The sequence below is a fragment of the Luteibacter sp. genome, from assembly GCF_051958795.1.
GTDB lineage: Bacteria > Pseudomonadota > Gammaproteobacteria > Xanthomonadales > Rhodanobacteraceae > Luteibacter.
Map to the genome: position 1 here is coordinate 1 of NZ_JBQCFT010000027.1, position 17,775 is coordinate 17,775.

The following is a 17,775-nucleotide window of genomic DNA, read 5'->3' on the forward strand; positions in this document are numbered from 1 at the left end:
GCGGACATCGACGAGGCCATCGCCCATATCCGCCGTTTCGGCTCCGATCACACGGAGGTCATCGCCACGCGCGACATACTCGCTGCCGATCGCTTCGTGAAGGCCCTGCGCTCGGCGGTGGTGATGGTGAACGCCTCGTCCCGCTTCAGCGATGGCGGCGAACTGGGCCTGGGCACGGAGATCGGCATCTCGACGACGCGCCTGCATGCTTACGGCCCGATGGGCGCCGAATCTCTGACCGTGGAGCGGTTCGTGGTGCGTGGGGAAGGGCAGACGCGGCACCCGGTGTAGCGTAAGCATCCGCCTACGCGATCAGGCGGTCGACGCTGATATGGCGTGGATGCGATGCGGACGATCATGCCCACACTTCGGGCATCGGGATCGACCGGGATCGTGCACATCAGGAGCGTTATCGTCGGGCTGATACTTTGCGTCGCCGCCATCCCCGTAGGGCGGGCGACCGATGCGCCTGTAGCACAGGCGATCACGCTGGACGACCCGGAGCTCTCGTATGCGGTCGACATGCTTTCCGTCGCGCAGGAAGCCGCCAGGCAGGCGTCCGCTGCTCGCTGGCCGAGCGTAACGCTTCGGGGTCAATGGCGCCCTCGTCCTGCTGTCGGGGGAGTCATCGGTAACGGGTCCAGCGGTAGTACGAGCCTTTCGCTCAACCTGACCATTCCCGTCATCGACGAGGCTTCCCGGCATAACCGTGCCGCAGCGGCCCTCATGGCGCGCGTTGGCAATGCGCGTGTTGAAGCAGCTAGACAAGAGGCGCTATTGCGCCGCGGCATCGGGGTCTTAGCGGTAGAGCGTGATCGGGAATTGCTTCGGCTCGCCGGGCAGAACGAACTGGCGCTGGCGTCGCTGGTGGACATGGCGAGGATGAGGTTTGAGGCGGGGCTCGCGGCCGTGGGTGACGTGTACGAGGCGGTATCGGCCAACGCGGCGGCGTCGAGGGCGCGCGTCGATGCGCAGTTGAGGCTCGATGATTCGCTGGTTGCGCTTCGTCTTATGGGCGGCGCGTCCGCGCCAGCCCTGCCGTCGATCGCGTCGTCCTGGAGGGTCGGGCAGCGCTTCCGCGCGGAGTCAGAGGAGGACGTGGTCCAGCGCGCCCTTCGCCATCCGCGAGTCGAGGCCGCGCAGCACGACCTGGCCGCATCGGAGTGGCGCCTGGCCGCGGCCCGGGTCACCTATCTCCCAAAGCTCCATCTTCAGGCCAGATACGGCGTCAGTTCGCGGCGGGAGGCGCCGGCGTGGATAGCGTCGGCCGGGTCCCGGGCCCACCGGCGGTCCAGGACGACGGTCATGTTGGTCCTGAAGCTTCCCTTGCACGGCGCTTCTTCCCCCGCAGCACTCGTCAGGCGCGGCATCGCCGATCGGGATGTGAAGATCGACGCGCTGGACGACCTTCGACGTGATGCCGTGCGCGATACGCGCCGGTTGTATCGAAGGGCCCGGACGGATCGGATGCTGCTTGCCGCCACACGCAGTGCCGTTGCTGCGGCGGAGGCTGCGGTGGACACCGTAAGCGTTGGCCTTGTGGCTGGCACGCATAGCTGGCCGCAGAGACTTCGCGGTGAGAGCCGCCTCGCGGCCATCCGGATCGAGCATTGCCGCGCCCGCTATGCCGCTATCGAGAACGAGCTAAGCCTTCTTCAGCTGGTGGGCGCGTTAACGGCCGACTCCCTGTTGCGGCCGGGCTCGAAAGATCCTGACGCATGCGGCGTGTCGCGCGCGGACACCCGGCAGCCCCGACCGGGCGGGTCGTGTAAGGTGTACTTCTGATTCATGGTTCCAGGTCTTATCGCATGACGCCAAATCCATCGGCCGAACCCGCTGGCACCGATATGCCGCCGTCCGCGCGCGAGCGCCTCAAATCCATCGTCGGCGGATCGACCGGTAACCTGGTCGAGTGGTTCGACTGGTATGTCTACGCGGCTTTCACCCTTTACTTCGCGCCGCATTTCTTTCCGACAGGCGACCGGACCGCCCAGCTGCTCAGTGCGGCAGCGGTATTCGCCGTCGGCTTCGTCATGCGCCCGATTGGCGCGTGGATCATGGGCATTTACGCCGATCGCCGGGGGCGAAAGTCGGGTCTCACCCTGTCAGTCACGCTGATGTGCGCGGGCTCGCTGATCATCGCCTGCACGCCAGGGTACGAGACCATCGGCATAGCTGCACCGGCACTGCTCGTGATCGCCCGCATGCTGCAGGGCCTGTCGGTCGGTGGCGAGTACGGTGCGAGCGCCACGTATCTCTCCGAGATGGCGGGCAAGGAGCGGCGCGGGTTCTACTCCGCCTTCCAGTACGTCACGCTTATTTCCGGGCAATTGCTGGCCATCCTGCTCCTGCTCGTCTTGCAGTCGTCCATGGAGAAGGGAACGCTGGATGCATGGGGATGGCGTATTCCATTCGCCATCGGTGCCGTCCTGGCTGTCGTCGTGTTCTGGATCCGCCGCGGTCTTGCGGAAACGGAGAGCTTCAGGGGCATCAAGGCGAACGACGCACCGAAGTCGGGGTTCCTCATCCTCCTGAAACAGCACCCCCGCGAGACCCTCCTCGTCATGCTCCTGACCGCCGGGGGCACGCTCGCGTTCTACGCGTATTCGATCTACATGCAGAAGTTCCTCGTGAACACGAGCGGCTTCAGCAGGGAGGTCGCGAGCCAGATCAATGCCGTGACGCTGTTCGTCTTCATGTTGCTGCAACCCGTCGCCGGGGCCCTGAGCGATCGCGTGGGCCGGAAACCGCTGATGGTCGCGTTCGGGGTGCTCGGTGTCGTGTGCACTTACCCGATCTTCAGCACCCTGGAGACCACCCGGGATCCCATCGTGGCCGGCCTGCTCGTTATGGCAGCGCTCGTCATCGTCACGGGATACACATCGATCAACGCGGTGGTGAAGGCGGAGCTCTTCCCGGCGCATATCCGGGCGTTAGGGGTCGCGTTGCCCTACGCGCTGGCGAATACCCTTTTCGGCGGCACCGCCGAGTACGTCGCGCTGAGTTTCAAGGACTACGGCTGGGAGCGCGGCTTCTACTGGTACGTCACGGCGATGATTGGCGTGTCGCTGGTGGTTTATCTGCGGATGCGCGATACGCGGGCGGATAGCCTTATCGTCGAGGACTGATCGGCACCGCTTGGCGTCGCTGCGGTCCACTCCAAAACGGATGTCAGCTGAAGTCCGGCAAGCTGGCGCGCAGCCGGTCCGAAACCGATCGCACCGCCCCCCAACACCGCTCCAACGCCCCCAGGAACTGCCTCCGATCCACCGCCAGCGTCTCCTGCCTTCCGCCTTCCTCAGGTCGGAACTCCACGAGCAATCGCTCGCCGTCGATCCACGACTGCGTCCCGGCGAAGAAGTCCGGATCGTCGTACTTCGACGAGCCGACGCCGCGTGGCATGGCGAATGCGGTGCGGCTGTCGCGCGGTGCGTTGGCGAGCAGGTCGATGGCGACCTCGTAGAAGCCATCGCCGGCTTCGATTTCCAGCGGCACGCGGTCGAGTTCGCGGCCGAGGAAGAGCTCGATGCTCCCGTTAACCGCGACGTGCTTGGCGTAGCCATCCATGCGCGCGGCCTTGTTCGCCAGCACGCCGCGCAGGTTCGCCGCGTAGCGCGTGAGTACGTCGGGGTTGTCGCGCAGCCAGTGGCTGCTGACATCGATCAGGGCGATGCGGTGCCCCTCCGTCGTGGCTTCGAGCCCAGGGTGGCGGACGCCGTTCGGGAGGTCCGGCAGTTCCACGGGCAAGCCGCCTGCCTTCAGGCCGAACAGCGTCCGGCCGGGCACGAGGCGCAGCCAGTGCGTCGTCGCCTGCATCGCGAAGCCGTCGCCACGCTCGACGTGGGCGGCGGCAAACAGGTCACCCGCGCTCATGCCTGGCTCGCGCGCCAGGCTTCGATCGCCTCGACGGCACCGAGGCAATCCGCAAAGCGGTTGTACAGCGGGGTGGGGGAAAGGCGGATCACGTCGGGCTCGCGCCAGTCGCCGATGACACCGTTCTTCTCGAGATACCCGAACAACGACCGTCCCGCGTCGCGCCCGGCGCGCACGCGCACCGAAAGCTGCGCACCGCGCTGCGCCGGATCGTTCGGCGTGACGATGTCCAGCGTGTCATCGAGGCGCGTGCGGATCAGCCAGTCCAGGTACGCAGTGAGTCGGCGGCTCTTCTCCACCACGCGCGGCATGCCTGCGCGAATGAACACATCGAGCGACGTACGCAGGGGCGCCAGCGCAAGAATGGGTGGATTGGAAAGCTGCCAGCCATCCGCACCGGGCGTGGGCACGAACTGTGGGCCCATCTGGAAGCGCGTGCTCTTGTCGTGGCCCCACCAGCCAGCGAAACGCGGCACGTCGGCGTTCGCGTGGCGCTCGTGCACGAACGCGCCCGCGACGGCGCCCGGGCCGGCGTTCATGTACTTGTAGGTGCACCACACGGCGAAGTCGGCGCCGGTCTCGTGCAGGGTCAGCGGCAGGTTGCCCGCGGCGTGGGCGAGGTCGAACCCAACGACACAGCCCGCCTCATGGCCGCACTCGACGATGCGGTTCAGATCGAAGACCTGGCCGGTGCGGTACTGGATGCCCGGCAGGAGGATCAGCGCGACGCGGTGGCCATGCTCGGCGATGGCCTCCTCGATCGCATCCATTGACAGCGTGCCGCCAGCCCCGTCGGGCTGCATCTCGATCAGGTCGGTCGCCGGATCGAAACCATGGAAGCGGACCTGCGATTCCAGTGCGTAGCGGTCGGTGGGAAAGGCGCCGGCTTCCATGAGGATGGCCGGTCGCTCTTTCGTCGGGCGGTAGAAGCTCACCATCATCAGGTGCAGGGTCACGCCCAGCGAATTCATGGCGACGACTTAGTGCGGCGTCGCGCCGACCACCTCCGCCATCGCATCGCTCACGTACTCGTGGTAGTGCATCCACGGCGAACGGCCGCGGAAGTGGGCTTCGACCGCCAGGCTGGACCAGTCGTCCAGCTCGGCTTCAAGCGCCGCGCGTATGCCTTTCGGCTGCAGCCCGAGCGAGTTGCCGCAGAAGTACAGCGTCTCGCCATCGCCGTGCGGCGGGATATGGAACTCGTCGCGGAAGCGGCGCAGCGGATCGGCGGCATCCTGGGCGGCTGCCCAGGCGTGCGTGGCTTCAAAACCGTTCATAACGAAAAACCTGGAGCATCAGTTGGGCATGGAATTGGCGACGTCCGTGCAGCCCTTGTCGAAGGTCGCACTGAACTTCGCATCGCCATCCGGGCGCGCGCAGCGCAGCTGGATGGCGTAACCGTTGGCGAAGAAATACCGCTCGTAGTAATCGAGCTTCGTAGTGCCTTCCTTCGCGGAGTACACGTTTTCCGTCGGTGCCTTGGGCGTCGCGGCAACGTAGTCCTTCAGGTTGGTGGCGCGGCTGCGCATCTCACCCGAGAACACCTGGAAGGCATGCAGGTCGGCCGCCTTCTTCAACGTGATAGTGACGCGCGAGAGCGTCGCATCGGCATGGCTGGAACCGGGGACCTGGAACACCTGCGTCTCGGTTTCGCCGCTGGACTGCATGATCATCGACCAGCCGTCGGGCACGTTGAAGTGGATGACTCCGTCTGCCATGGAGACGTCGGTGGCACCCACGGACGGAGCGGCCAGGGCCAGGGCGAGCGGAAGGGCGCGCAGCAACTTGCGGAGCATCGGTTGTTTTCCCCCAGGAAGTCCCGCCATTTTGGCATACCCACCGCGGGCTGGCCGCGAAGGCGGTGTGCGCCGCGTCACGCCACGGCGGCGACAGGCTGGAAGCGGGCCAGGGGACAGCCCAGCCACTCGAGTGCCGTGCCGTGGAACAGGCGGGCACGGCTGGCCTCGTCGAGCCGCAGGGCCTCGATGCCGCTCCCCGGCTCCTGTTCGCCCAGCGGGAAGGGGTAATCGGTGCCCAGCATGACGCGGTCGGTGCCGACCGCATCCAGCAGGTAACGCAGTGCCGCGTCGTCATGCACGCAGGAATCGAAATACAAGCGCTTGAAGTACTCGCGCGGGTTGCGCGCATTGTCCGTGGCGACCAGGTCGGGCCGCATGCGGAAACCGTGCTCGATCCGGCCGATGGTGTAGGGGAAGCTGCCGCCACCGTGGGCGAGCATGACCTTCAGGTCCGGCAGCCGCTCCAGTACACCACCGAAGATGAGGGCGCAGGCCGCCCGGCTCTGCTCAGCGGGCATGCCCACCAGCCACGGCATCCAGTATTTCGGCATGCTGTCGGTGCCCATCATGTCCCATGGGTGCACCAGTACCGCGGCGCCAAGGTCGGCGGCCGCTTCGAAGAACGGGAAGAGCTCGGGCGCGTCCAGGTTCCAGTCGTTGCAATGCGAGCCGACCTGCACGCCTTGCAGGCCAAGTTCGCCGATGCAGCGTTCCATCTCACGAATGGCGAGGTCGGGCGACTGCAGCGGCACGGTGCCGATACCCGCATAGTGGCGCGGGCGCGATTCGCACACCGCGGCCATGCTGTCGTTGAGGTGGGTATGCAGCTCGAGGGCCTGGTGACCCTTCGCCCAGTACGAAAACATCACCGGGACCGTGGACACCACCTGCACCCCGACGCCGAAGCGAGCGTAATCCTGGATCCGGTGGTCGACGTCGAACGCCGACTCCCACACTTCACGGAAGAATTTCCCACCGCGATAGATACGGTGGTGGCCGCCACTGTGGGTCATGACCGGGAAGCGGTCGTCGCCGAAACGGGACGCCAGATCAGGCCAGTCCCGGGGCAGGATGTGCGCGTGGGTGTCGATCTTGAGCATGGGCCCGAGTGTAGGCTCGCGTGCGCCCGGGCGCCTCTGGCGGTGCAGCATGGGCCTTCACGAGGGGACGGCGCTTCGCGCCTGCGCGCGGTCAGGCCGGCGCTGTGCTGCGCCGGTTCACCACATGGGCGATGGTGTCGACGTTGTCGGTCAGCCGGTCGGTAAGGCGGCCGATGACCTCGGCCAGCGCCCTGTCCGGCGAACGCGACAACGCCTCGACCAGCGCTCGCTGGTGGTCACGCAAGCCCGGGGGGATGTCCACGGGATCGGCGCGGGTCAGCGCGATGCCGAACTTGCGCAGCTCGCCCGAGGCTTCCCTGATGAAGGGGCCGACATGCTCCCACTCGGGCGGAACGTCGCCTGCTTCGATCAGGGCCTCCAGGGTCATGCCGGTGCGGGCGACGCGGTTGCCGTTGGCGTACAGGGTTTCCGCGAGCTCCTGCAGCAGCGCGGGGGTGCCAGGCTCCGCCCGCAGGCGGTCGACCGACGCCTGTGCGTTCGTACGCGCGGTCCGGGTTGCGCTGCGCACTTCCTGGCGCTTGCGTGCGTCGGCGGGTGCTACCAGTGCATCCAGGTAGTCGGCATACGCACAAAGCATCTCGGACAACGCGGTGCGCGCCCGGTGGCGCTCCCACGAGGGCCAGAGGACGTAGGCGAGCAAGGCGAGGGCACTGCCGAGCGCGGTGTTGAGCACGCGATCGGACATGGCGTTGAACGGGTCCACGCCTTCGAACGAAAGGAGCACGACGACCGTGCCCGTGAGCGCGGCGACGGCGATGCCGTAATGGGCGCCGGCGAGGTAACGGAATGCGACGCAGAGTGCCGCCATGACCGTCAGGTGCGCCCACACGGCATCCGGCGTAAGCCGCAGCAGGAAGGTGGTGAGCATGAGCCCGAGCACCGTGCCGACAACGCGGAGCAGGCCGAAGTTGAACGTGGCGGCGAAATCCGGGCGCAGCACGATGGCGGCGGTCATCGGCAGCCAGTACCCGTGGGGCAGCGCGAAGTAGCGCGAGAGCACGAACGCCAGGGTCAGCACGACGGCGCAACGCACGGCATGCCGGAACGCCACCGAGTGCGGGGTGAGGTTGGCGCGGATCGTCGCCCACGGCGAGGTGCTGCGCAGGGTCTCCGGCAGCGTGGTTTCCTCGCGCTGCGCGCGTTCCTCACCGCGGCTGCCGGCCCAGTTGGTGTTACGCACCACCGCGGCAAGCTGGCCCGAGAGCGCCTGGATATGCGCGGTGATGCCCATGCCGACCGCACCGGCGGAAAGCAGGGCGCGTTCGCTCGCCTGCAACGTGGCCAGGGCGCGCTGCGCGCGCTCGGGCGGCTCGGCCGCATCGAGCGCCGCGGCCGTGGCGCTGAGTACGCGGGCGGCATCGGCGCGGAACATCTCGCCCATGTTGTTGCGGCTGGTCTCGAGCTCGGCCATGGCGACGAGCTCGAGACGCACGCGCTCCGCCAGCTCGAGCAGCACGCGGAACGCTTCCATGGCACGGCCGCGCGCGTGGTGGCGGCCGAGCAGGGTGGTCTGCAGATCGTTCATCGCTTCGGTGAGCAGCGGCGCATCGCTTTCGCGCATGGGTTGCTTCGCCAGCTCGGCAAGGCCGCGGTAGACCCCGGCAAGCGCACGGCGCTCGGGCAGGTAACGTTGCAGCGGCCACGCCGCCACGGAAAACAGCGCCAGCAACATGCCGCCGGCGAAGATCAGGCTGCCGCCGCCCAGCGCGCCGCGCCAGTCGGTCGGTACGGCGGCGCAGATCACGAGCAGCAGCATGCTGGTCATGCCCACGCGCGCGAGGTCCGGGCCGAACACGACGAGCAGGCCGCCAAAGAAGCCGCAGAGGATGCACGCGAAAGCCATGGGCAGCACCTGGCTGCCGATGAGGAAGCCGACGAGCCCGGCGGCGCCGGCGGATAGCGCGGCAAGGAACAGGCGGCTCAGCCGTTGCTGGTAGGGCCCGGGCTGGTCGGAGAACATGGTATCGAGCGCACCGGCGGCGATGCCGATGCCCACCTGCGGGTAGCCGGCGTAGATGCCGAGCGCGAGGGGGAGGATGACCGCCGCGGTGTTGCGCAGCGCGACGCGCATGGGGACATCGGGACGCTTCGTCCGGATCAGCGTATCGACGACGCTGGCGCGAAGCGAGTAACCCTGGCTCATGGTGGGATGACTTGGCCCTTCCTGTGGGCCGATGATTGTGCCGCAGGCTTCCTGACTGGACGGCGAGCGAAGCGGCGGGGTGGAAGCGGCATGGCATTCCACCCCGCGCTGTTCATCAGGCGCGGCCCGAGAATTCGCCGGTGAGGGTATTCACCGTCACCTTCTCACCGTTGGTGATGTACTCCGGCACCTGGATCTCGATGCCCGTGCTGAGCTTGGCCGGCTTGTTGCGCTTGGTGGCGCTCGAGCCCTTCAGTTCCGGCGCGGTATCGACCACGGTGAGCACGACGCTGCTCGGTACCTGCAGGCCGACCGGGGCATCGTCGATGACCTGCACGTAGTAGCCCTCGGCATCCTCGACGATATAGCCGGCGTTATCGCCGACCACGTTCGCGTCGAGCGTGTACTGGGTGTAGTCCTCGTCGTCCATGAAGACGAAGGCTTCGCCGTCCATGTACGAGAACTTGGCCTGGCGGCGGGCCAGGTCGACTTCCTTCAGGTCGTCTTCCGAACGCACGCTCAGGTCGAACTTGCGGCTGCCCGGGATGGAGTAGAGCGTAAAGCGATAGGTGATGTTGCCGCCGCGCGCGCTGGGCGAGCTGCGTTCGATATCACGAACCTGGTACACGGTGCCGTCGTGTTCGACGACGTTACCCTTCTTGACGTCAGATGCTTTCATGGCTTCGATGCCGGTGCTGTGTGGATGGGATTACTTCGGAGCGAGGCGCACGGCGCCGTCGAGGCGGATCGTTTCGCCGTTGACGTAGCGTGCGCCGATGAGGAAGGCGACGAGGTCGGCGAACTCTTCCGGCTTGCCCAGGCGCGACGGGAACGGGATCGAAGCCGACAGCGATTCCTGGACCTGCGGCGGCATGCCGTCGACCATCGGGGTCCAGAAGATGCCCGGGGCGATCGTGTTCACGCGGATGCCGAAACGGGAGAGTTCGCGGGCCATGGGCAGCGTCATGCCGACGACGCCACCCTTGGACGCGGAATAGGCGGCCTGGCCGATCTGGCCTTCATAGGCCGCGACCGATGCCGTGTTGACGATGAGACCACGCTCGCCGTCTTCGCCTGCCGTATTGCCCTGCATGAGCTGCGCGGCGGCCTTGGCGACGTTGAAGCTGCCGATGAGGTTCACCATCACGGTGGTGCTGAAGGTGGACAGCGGCATCGGGCCTTCCTTGCCCAGCACGCGGCCGGCGCCGAGGATGCCCGCGCAGTTCACCACCAGGTTCAGCCCGCCCATGGCCTGGGCAGCGGCGGCGACATTGGCGGTGACACCCTCTTCGGAGGTGACGTCGGTGCGCTGGAAGCTCGCGTGCCTGCCGAGCGCGGCGACGGCGGCCTGGCCTTTTTCTTCGTTCACGTCGAAGAGGGCCACCGAGGCGCCGGCGGCGACGAGGCGCTGGGCGACGGCATGGCCGAGACCGGATGCGCCGCCGGTAATGACGGCCTTGACCTGATCGAGCTGCATGGAAACTCCGGGGATGCGGGGTGAAAACGCCGAGTTTAGCCGAGCCGGCGCTTCAGGCGCTGCCGCGCCGCCGCAAAAAAGCAGGTGTCCGTAGGAGCCCACCCTGTGGGCGACGCCTTTCGCGGTGTGGCTACAGGCCCTGTCGCAATGAGGCGAAAGATGTCGCCCACAGGGTGGGCTCCTACGACGGGGCATCAGCCCAGCAGGTCGTCCAGGCCGCCCTGGGCGGCCAGCGTGGCGAACGGGACGACGGGTACCGGCGGTACCGCGGGTTCGCTCATGAACTTGCTCCACACGCCCACGTCCCACCAGCGGCCGAGCTTGTAGCCGGCCTTCGGCCAGACACCGGCGGGCGCGAAACCCATGGCTTCGTGCATGGCGACGCTGGTGTCGCCGGGCAGGGTGATGACGCCCACGGCCTGGTTGATGCCCTGGCGCTGCATGGCGTCCAGCAGCACCGCATAGAGGCGGCGGGCGATGCCGCGGCGGCGCGCCTTCTCATGGACATAGATCGAGGTCTCGGCGATCCAGTCATACGCGGCGCGCTCACGGAAACGACCGGCGTATGCGTACGCGATCACTTCGCCTTGTTCTTCCCACACGAGCCAGGGGTGGTTGCGCAGGCGCGTGCGGATGCGCTCGGCCATGGCGGCTTCACCCGGTAACTCGGTTTCGAAGGTGATGGCGCTGGTTTCGACGACCGGTGCATAGATGGCGTGGCAGGCGGCGGCGTCGGCTTCGGTGGCAATGCGGATCACAGGGGTTTTTCCATGAAGATGCTTCCGGGGTGGGCGTGATGATCGCCGAAGGGCGGGCAGCGCCGATAGCCGGAGCGCTCATACAACTCGATCGATTCCAGCTGGGCCGTGCCGGTTTCCAGGCGAACCAGCCTGCCGCCCGCCGAGCGCACCTGTGCCTCGAGCGCTTCGAGCATCTGCTTGCCCAGCCCCATGCCGCGGCATGCCGGGAGCACGTACATGTATTTGAGTTCCACGTAGTCGCCCACGTCCAGGGCCGCGCCGCAGGCGAGCGGACTCCCGTCGACGCGGGCGGTCATGAACGTGACGTGCGGCCGCTGCAGGCTTTCCACGGTAACGGCCGGCGACACCGGGTGCCGGTCCAGGTCGGAGAGGTAACCGTGGAGCTGTTCGATGAGCGGCAGGACATCCGCGCGTGCCGGGTCGTCGATTGCGAAGGCGAGTGACGGTGGCCTGGGTGCGACGATGAGATCGCCATCGTTGAGGCTGCGCAGGTAGAAACGGTCGCAGCTGAAATGCCCGGTACCGCCCATCGGCGCATCGATCCGGGTGAAGCCATGGCGGAGGTAAACCGCCTGTGCCGCATCCATGCCGGTGAGCGTTTCGAGATAGCAGCGGGAAAAGCCTTCGCGACGGGCGGCATCGAGGCAAAGCCGCATGAGCCGCGATGCGGCACCCGTGCCGCGCGCGGCTGGCAGGAAGTACATCTTGCGCAGCTCGCAGGTTTCCGCGTCACCACCCTCGAGCGGCGCGATGCCCGCGCCACCGGCCACCTTTCCATCGATCTCGACAACGAAGTACGCCTTGCGGTCGCCCGCATAGGCGGCGGACATGTGGTCGACCTCGGGATCGTGGATGGCGAAGCCTGGGCCGTCGGCGCCGAACTCTGGCATGACGGCGCGGATCACCGCGGCGACCTGGGCGTCGTCGCGGGGTTCGATGGGGCGGAGGAGGGGGTCTGAAGAGGCCATGCGCCGATGCTGCCATGGGCGAGGGCGTGGCGTCACCGGGCCGCGGGGGCATCGCGCGCGAGCGCGCTCCCACAAAAGCAGGGCTGCGCACCCTTGTGGGAGCGCGCTTGCGCGCGATCCAGCCTGCCTCAGGCCGCCGTACGCGCCCGCGTCACCCGGCTCGCGGTGTCCTTGCCCAGCTGCGTGGCCAGCCACGCGCCGACCTGCACCAGCTTGTCGAGGTCCACGCCGGTGGACATGCCCATGCCATGCAGCATGTACACCACGTCCTCGCTGGCCACGTTGCCGGTCGCACCCTTCGCGTACGGGCAGCCACCGGTGCCGGAGACCGCGCTGTCGACGACGCGCACGCCTTCTTCCAGGCACGCGAGGATGTTGGCCAGGGCCTGGCCGTAGGTATCGTGGAAATGGACGGCCAGCGCGGCCATGGGCACTTCGCTGGCAACGGCGCGCAGCATGGCGCGTGCCTTCGCGGGCGTACCCACGCCAATGGTGTCGCCCAGGGAAATCTCGTGGCAGCCGAGGTCATGCAGGCGCTTCGCCACGCGGACTACGTCGGCGACGGGCACCTCGCCCTGATACGGGCAACCCAGCACGGTGGATACATAGCCGCGAACCGCGACGCCGTCGGCACGCGCGCGCTCCATCACCGGTACGAAGCGATCGATCGATTCGTCGATGCTGGCGTTGATGTTCTTCCGGTTGAAGGCTTCCGAGGCCGCGGTGAACACCGCCACCTCCGTAGCTCCGACCTCGCGCGCGCGCTCATAGCCCTGCAGGTTGGGTACCAGCACGGGATACACCACGCCGGGCGCCTTGCGGATGGCCGTGAAGACCTCGGCGGCATCGGTCAATTGCGGCACCCACTTCGGGCTGACGAAGCTCGTCGCCTCGATGGTCTGCAGGCCCGTCTCCGAAAGACGGTCGATCAGTTCGATCTTCACCGCGGCGGCGAGCATCGCCTTTTCGTTCTGCAGGCCATCGCGCGGGCCGACTTCGACGATGCGGACGTGGTTCGAGGTGTTCATGCGAGCTCCGGTCAGGCCGATTCGGCGAAGCGGACGAGGACGCTGTCGGCGTCGACGAAATCGCCCTGCGCGGCCGATATCGATTCGATGCGGCCGGCACGGGGTGCCTTCAAGGCCAGTTCCATCTTCATGGCTTCCATCACGAGCAGTTCCTGGCCTTCTTCCACCGTATCGCCCGGGGCGGCGCGGACCAGCACGATGCGGCCGGGCATGGGCGCGACGACGTGGCGCGCGGTATCGCCTGCCGCGCCGGCCCAGGCGAACGCAGGTGCGCGTTCGAAGGTCCAGCGGGCGCCTTCGGCGTCGTGGACGCGGACCCGCGGGCCGGTGGCGACCAGCGGGATGCGCCGGGCGTGTTCGTCGAAGCGGGCGGACAGGGCATCGCTGCCGAGGCGCGCTCCTGCCACCGTGGCCTGGGCATCGCCCTGGCGCAGCACGTAATGCCCGTCGTGGCCGTGGGCGTCGATCTCGTGGCGGGCCTTGCCCTCCATCAGCGCGACCACGCGCTTGCCGGGGTGGCCAAGGCGCCAGGCGTCGGCGGCGCCCCACGGCGTATGCGGCTCGTGCGCGGCGGTGCGGTGTTCGGCCGCGTCCGCGATGAGCAGGGCCACTGCGGCGGCGAACCGTTCGGTATCGCCCGCACGGCGATCGGCGGCGAGGAATTCATTGAGGTGGCGGTCGAGGTAGCCGGTGTCGATACGGCCCTCGACGACCATCGGATGGCGGACGAGGCGCTCGAGGAAGGCCACGTTCGACTTGGGCCCGACGATCTCGGTATGCGCCAGGGCATCGCGCAGGCGCTCCAGTGCGTCGGCACGGTCTTCGCCGTAGACGATCAGCTTGGCGATCATGGGATCGTAGAAGATCGTGACCGTGTCCCCGGCGACCACACCGCCATCGAGTCGCACGTGCCGCGACGGCGCGGGCAGGGTAAGCGCGAGCAGCTTGCCCGAGCCCGGCAGGAAGTTCGCCTCCGGGTCCTCCGCGTAAAGGCGCACTTCGATCGCGTGGCCACGGGCGTGCACCTGCTCCTGCGCAAGCGGCAGCGGCTCGCCGGCGGCGACACGCAGCTGCCATTCCACCAGGTCGAGCCCGAGCGTTTCCTCGGTCACCGGGTGCTCGACCTGCAGGCGCGTATTCATCTCCATGAAGAAGAATTCGCCGTCCTGGCCCACGATGAATTCGACCGTGCCGGCGCCGACGTAATTCACGGCGCGGGCGGCGGCGACCGCGGCGGCACCCATGCGAGCCCGTCGGTCCGCGTCGAGGAAGGGCGACGGCGTTTCCTCGAGCACCTTCTGGTAACGGCGCTGCGCCGAGCACTCGCGTTCGTTGAGGTGGATGATGTTGCCGTGGGTGTCGCCGAACACCTGGAATTCGATGTGGCGCGGGTGCTCGACGTAACGCTCGAGGATGACGCGGGTGTCGCCGAAGGCATTGGCGGCCTCGCGCTGGGCGGACGCCAGCGCCTCGGCGAACGCCGCGGCGTCGCGCACGATGCGCATACCCTTGCCACCACCACCGGCGGCGGCCTTGATCATCAGCGGGAAGCCGGTGCGCTCTGCCTCTTCAGCGAGGTGCGCGGGATCCTGGTTCGCGCCGTGGTAGCCCGGTACGAGCGGCACCGCGTGCGTTTCCATGAGCGCCTTGGCCGCGGCCTTGGAACCCATGGCGTCGATGCTCTCCGGCAACGGGCCGATGAAAACGATGCCTGCGGCCGTACAGGCGCGGGCAAAATCCGTGTTCTCGGAAAGGAACCCATACCCCGGATGGATGGCCTGCGCTCCGGTTTTTCTGGCGACCTCGATGATCGCGTCGCCGCGCAGGTACGACTCCGCCGGGCGGGGACCACCGATCGGCCAGGCCTCGTCCGCCAGGCGGACGTGCTGGGCGTCGGCGTCGGCCGTGGAGTACACGGCGACCGTGCGGATGCCCAGGCGGCGGCAGGTCCGGATCACGCGGCAGGCGATCTCACCACGGTTGGCGATCAGAATGCAGTCGAACATGGGGCTCCCTGTGACGCGGCGTGGGGTAGGGGAAAGCCCGCGAAATTAACAGATTGTGCCCTTCCGGCGGGTTGCGCCGCAGCATCCGCCCACCTTGCCGATTTGCACCCGGCGGGGCTGTCCCCTAGCCTTGGAGGGCACGGAGGCGCCTCCTGCCTTCATTCCCCCCTCCCAGAGCGAGAAATTCATGCAGATCGGCAATCGCAACGTCGTTTCCTTCCACTACACGCTGACCGACGACCAGGGCACCGTCATCGATAGCTCGGAAGGTCGCGAGCCGCTCGCCTACATCCACGGCGAAGGCCACATCGTCCCGGGTCTGGAGAAGGCGCTGGAAGGCAAGCAGGCCGGCGACCAGTTCAAGGTCGACGTGATCCCGGAAGAGGGCTACGGCCCGCGTCACCCGGAACTGATCCAGGTCGTGCCGAAGGCGGCGTTCCAGGGCGTCGATAACCTCGAGCCGGGCATGCAGTTCCAGGGCCGCAACGACCAGGGTTCGATCAACGTCACGGTCTCGAAGATCGAAGGCGATAACGTTACCGTCGACGGCAACCACCCGCTCGCCGGCCAGACCCTGCACTTCGCGGTGGAAATCACCAACGTGCGTGAAGCCACCGACGAAGAGCTTCAGCACGGCCACGTGCACGGCGAGGGTGGTCACCACCACTAAGGCCGCTTGAGCGTCGTAGGAGCCCACCCTGTGGGCGACGCCGTTCGCGAAAGAGCCGCAGGCCCTGTAGCGTCAGCGCGAAAGATGTCGCCCACCGGGTGGACTCCTACGGTCAAGCGTCAGTACCAGTCAAGCAACGACACACCCACGCCGAGGTACGTAGCCCGGTGGTTGTAGTCGATCAGGCTCTCGCCGTACCCGTTGAACACCTCGAGATACCCGCGCAGGTTGTTCACCACCGGGAAGCTCCACGTCCCCCGTAGCGAGCCGTGCGAACGGTCGCCCGTACGGAACGAGTGCCGCGCCGTCAGCGCGAACTCGTTGCGTCCCACTTCGTGGACGACCTGGATTTCGCCCCTGCCCATGTAATCCTCGATGTCCGGGTTGTCGTCGTCCTTGCGCGCCTCCGGGATCCGCCACCACGGCCGCAGCATCACCGTCCAGCCTTCGCGCTCGAAGCCCACGTCGGCGACGACGCGGTTCCAGCTACGCGAGAGCGGGTCGGCGCGGCCATTCGACTGGTGGTTGATGCCGATGCTCGCGAGCCGGCCATCCCAACCCAGGATGTTGTAGTGCGTGCTGAAGACGAGCAGCGCTTCCGGCTCGTAGTTCGTTTCGCGGAACGGGCGCGAGTTGTCCTTGTTGTAGACCTGCCAGCGCGATGACTGGGTATAACCGACCCACAGGTCGCCGTTGTCGCCGAAGATGTTTTCGACGGCCTTGGTCTTCAGGCTGATCTGGAACTTCGCCTCGACGTTGTCGAGCTTCTGTGGCGTCGTAACCGTGTGGTCCGGGGCAGGGCTGTGCGGCGTATCGTTCTGGTTCGTGGTACCGAAGAACGGCAGCACGTACGTCGGCTTGTAGCCACGCAGGTTCAGCGTGCCCAGCTTGGATTCGGGTGAAAGCTCCCAGCGGCTGTCGAGTAGTGAAAGCGGCCGGGCCACGTTGCCCGAGTCACGCGTGGCTAGATCGACGCTCACCGAGTTCGCCTTCTGGTCTTCCTTCTTCGCGGCCTGGGGCATCTGCGTGCGACCCACGGCCTTGTCGTAGCAAAGCAGGCGTTGCGAGTCGGTTTCGATCGCGGAACACGCACGGATGTCCATGGGACTCGGGTTCTGCGCGATCGCCTGCGCGACAGGCAGGCAGGCAAGGACGCCAAGCGCGCCTACGGCATGGATTCGTTTCATCTTCAGTAACTCCCTGGGACCAGCCGGCACGGCGACCCGGGAGTTTATCTGCCGCAAACGTGTGAAGAACGTGCAAACGCGAGCACGTTCAGCAAACAAGGCGGGAAGCGGCGCGGCCGCTTCCCGCCTTGGTGCTTACTGGCCAGCGCCCGAATGCGCGACCCACTTCTGGTACTCGGCCTTGCTGATGCGGCCATCGCGGTTGCTGTCGGCGTACTGGAAGTCATTTGCCAGCAACGGATAAGCCGACGCCTGCTCGGGGGTGATGGACCCCTTTCCACCCGAGAGCGTAGCGAAGTCGGGTGCGGGGCCGGCCGGCTTGGCCTGGGCCGGGCCGCTGTTCACCTGGACCTGACCCTGCGGTGTGGGCATCGTGGTTCCGCTGGTCATGCCGGCGGTGCCGGTATCACCACCCGGGGGCGGCGGCGGGGGCGGACCCGGGGGAGCCGGCGGCGGGGGAGGCGGCGGAGGCGGTGCTGCCGCAGCCGGCGGCGGCATGCCCGGGCTCGCCGGGTTATCGGCCGGCGGCGGCGGAGGCGTGGCCTCGCCCGGCGGCGGGGGCGGCAGGACTTGCGACGGATCCGCGGGCATGGTCTGGCCGGGCGGCGGAGGCGGCGGCGTCTGGTTGGCGGGGGCGGTCTGGGCGAACGCTGCGCCTGCCAGCAGCAGCGAAGCGCCGAAGGTCACGGCGCATACTTGCATCTTCATTCGAAAGCCTCCGTTAGGTAGCGTGGTAGGGCAT

General features: G+C 67.4%; 15 protein-coding genes and 3 pseudogenes. 4 read left to right on the forward strand and 14 right to left on the reverse strand.

What is annotated here, in order from left to right; all coding sequences use genetic code 11:
* The 3 genes and pseudogenes from ACTHLF_RS01660 to ACTHLF_RS01670 all read left to right on the forward strand — a co-directional run.
* A pseudogene (locus ACTHLF_RS01660) lies at positions 1–291 on the forward strand (glutamate-5-semialdehyde dehydrogenase); the annotation flags it as partial.
* Between the two features lie 54 nt (positions 292–345).
* On the forward strand, positions 346–1,785 hold the full coding sequence (locus tag ACTHLF_RS01665; protein WP_440324271.1) for a TolC family protein: 1,440 nt from the start codon (positions 346–348) through the stop codon (positions 1,783–1,785).
* A 23-nt stretch (positions 1,786–1,808) separates the two neighbouring features.
* Positions 1,809–3,128, forward strand: a complete 1,320-nt coding sequence (locus ACTHLF_RS01670) for an MFS transporter (RefSeq protein WP_440324273.1) — start codon at positions 1,809–1,811, stop codon at positions 3,126–3,128.
* A gap of 43 nt (positions 3,129–3,171) precedes the next feature.
* Here the strand turns inward: ACTHLF_RS01670 and ACTHLF_RS01675 are convergent, their stop codons facing one another.
* The 12 genes and pseudogenes from ACTHLF_RS01675 to ACTHLF_RS01730 all read right to left on the reverse strand — a co-directional run bounded on the left by ACTHLF_RS01675 (position 3,172) and on the right by ACTHLF_RS01730 (position 15,176).
* The gene (locus ACTHLF_RS01675) at positions 3,172–3,873 is read right to left on the reverse strand and encodes a hypothetical protein (protein WP_440324275.1); all 702 of its coding nucleotides are present in this window, start codon (positions 3,871–3,873) and stop codon (positions 3,172–3,174) included.
* Positions 3,870–5,150: pseudogene (gene kynU / locus ACTHLF_RS01680) on the reverse strand (kynureninase). The gene ACTHLF_RS01675 and the pseudogene kynU overlap by 4 nt, the downstream one beginning before the upstream one ends.
* Before the next feature lie 18 nt (positions 5,151–5,168).
* Positions 5,169–5,669: a hypothetical protein gene (locus ACTHLF_RS01685; RefSeq protein WP_440324277.1), complete on the reverse strand. Its 501-nt coding sequence runs from the start codon at positions 5,667–5,669 to the stop codon at positions 5,169–5,171.
* A gap of 77 nt (positions 5,670–5,746) precedes the next feature.
* Entirely contained in the window at positions 5,747–6,772 is a 1,026-nt protein-coding gene (locus ACTHLF_RS01690) for an amidohydrolase family protein (RefSeq protein ID WP_440324279.1), read from the reverse strand.
* Between the two features lie 91 nt (positions 6,773–6,863).
* The gene (locus tag ACTHLF_RS01695) at positions 6,864–8,936 is read right to left on the reverse strand and encodes an FUSC family protein (RefSeq protein ID WP_440324280.1); all 2,073 of its coding nucleotides are present in this window, start codon (positions 8,934–8,936) and stop codon (positions 6,864–6,866) included.
* 115 nt (positions 8,937–9,051) lie between these two features.
* Positions 9,052–9,615 carry an elongation factor P-like protein EfpL gene (gene efpL, locus ACTHLF_RS01700; RefSeq protein WP_440324281.1) on the reverse strand — a complete coding sequence of 188 codons (564 nt, stop codon included), beginning with the start codon at positions 9,613–9,615 and terminating at the stop codon, positions 9,052–9,054.
* A gap of 30 nt (positions 9,616–9,645) precedes the next feature.
* Complete coding sequence (locus ACTHLF_RS01705; protein WP_440324283.1) at positions 9,646–10,413, reverse strand: SDR family oxidoreductase; 768 nt, start codon at positions 10,411–10,413, stop codon at positions 9,646–9,648.
* Positions 10,414–10,607: 194 nt separating this feature from the next.
* The gene (locus ACTHLF_RS01710) at positions 10,608–11,171 is read right to left on the reverse strand and encodes an N-acetyltransferase family protein (protein WP_440324285.1); all 564 of its coding nucleotides are present in this window, start codon (positions 11,169–11,171) and stop codon (positions 10,608–10,610) included.
* Positions 11,168–11,521, reverse strand: coding sequence for a GNAT family N-acetyltransferase (locus ACTHLF_RS01715; protein WP_440324327.1), 354 nt, complete (start codon positions 11,519–11,521; stop codon positions 11,168–11,170). Before ACTHLF_RS01715 ends, ACTHLF_RS01710 begins: the two co-directional genes overlap by 4 nt.
* A 132-nt stretch (positions 11,522–11,653) precedes the next feature.
* Positions 11,654–12,142 (reverse strand): annotated as a pseudogene (locus ACTHLF_RS01720) (GNAT family N-acetyltransferase); the annotation flags it as partial.
* A gap of 128 nt (positions 12,143–12,270) precedes the next feature.
* Positions 12,271–13,170: a hydroxymethylglutaryl-CoA lyase gene (locus tag ACTHLF_RS01725; RefSeq protein ID WP_440324287.1), complete on the reverse strand. Its 900-nt coding sequence runs from the start codon at positions 13,168–13,170 to the stop codon at positions 12,271–12,273.
* 11 nt (positions 13,171–13,181) lie between these two features.
* Positions 13,182–15,176 (reverse strand): acetyl/propionyl/methylcrotonyl-CoA carboxylase subunit alpha, encoded by a 1,995-nt coding sequence (locus tag ACTHLF_RS01730; RefSeq protein ID WP_440324289.1) that lies wholly within the window; start codon positions 15,174–15,176, stop codon positions 13,182–13,184.
* A gap of 187 nt (positions 15,177–15,363) precedes the next feature.
* Between ACTHLF_RS01730 and ACTHLF_RS01735 the strand changes: the two genes are divergently transcribed.
* On the forward strand, positions 15,364–15,846 hold the full coding sequence (locus ACTHLF_RS01735) for an FKBP-type peptidyl-prolyl cis-trans isomerase (protein ID WP_440324290.1): 483 nt from the start codon (positions 15,364–15,366) through the stop codon (positions 15,844–15,846).
* Between the two features lie 119 nt (positions 15,847–15,965).
* Here the strand turns inward: ACTHLF_RS01735 and ACTHLF_RS01740 are convergent, their stop codons facing one another.
* Complete coding sequence (locus ACTHLF_RS01740; RefSeq protein WP_440324292.1) at positions 15,966–17,033, reverse strand: phospholipase A; 1,068 nt, start codon at positions 17,031–17,033, stop codon at positions 15,966–15,968.
* Between the two features lie 135 nt (positions 17,034–17,168).
* The gene (locus ACTHLF_RS01745; RefSeq protein WP_440324294.1) at positions 17,169–17,741 is read right to left on the reverse strand and encodes an EF-hand domain-containing protein; all 573 of its coding nucleotides are present in this window, start codon (positions 17,739–17,741) and stop codon (positions 17,169–17,171) included.
* Positions 17,742–17,775 lie beyond the last annotated feature (34 nt).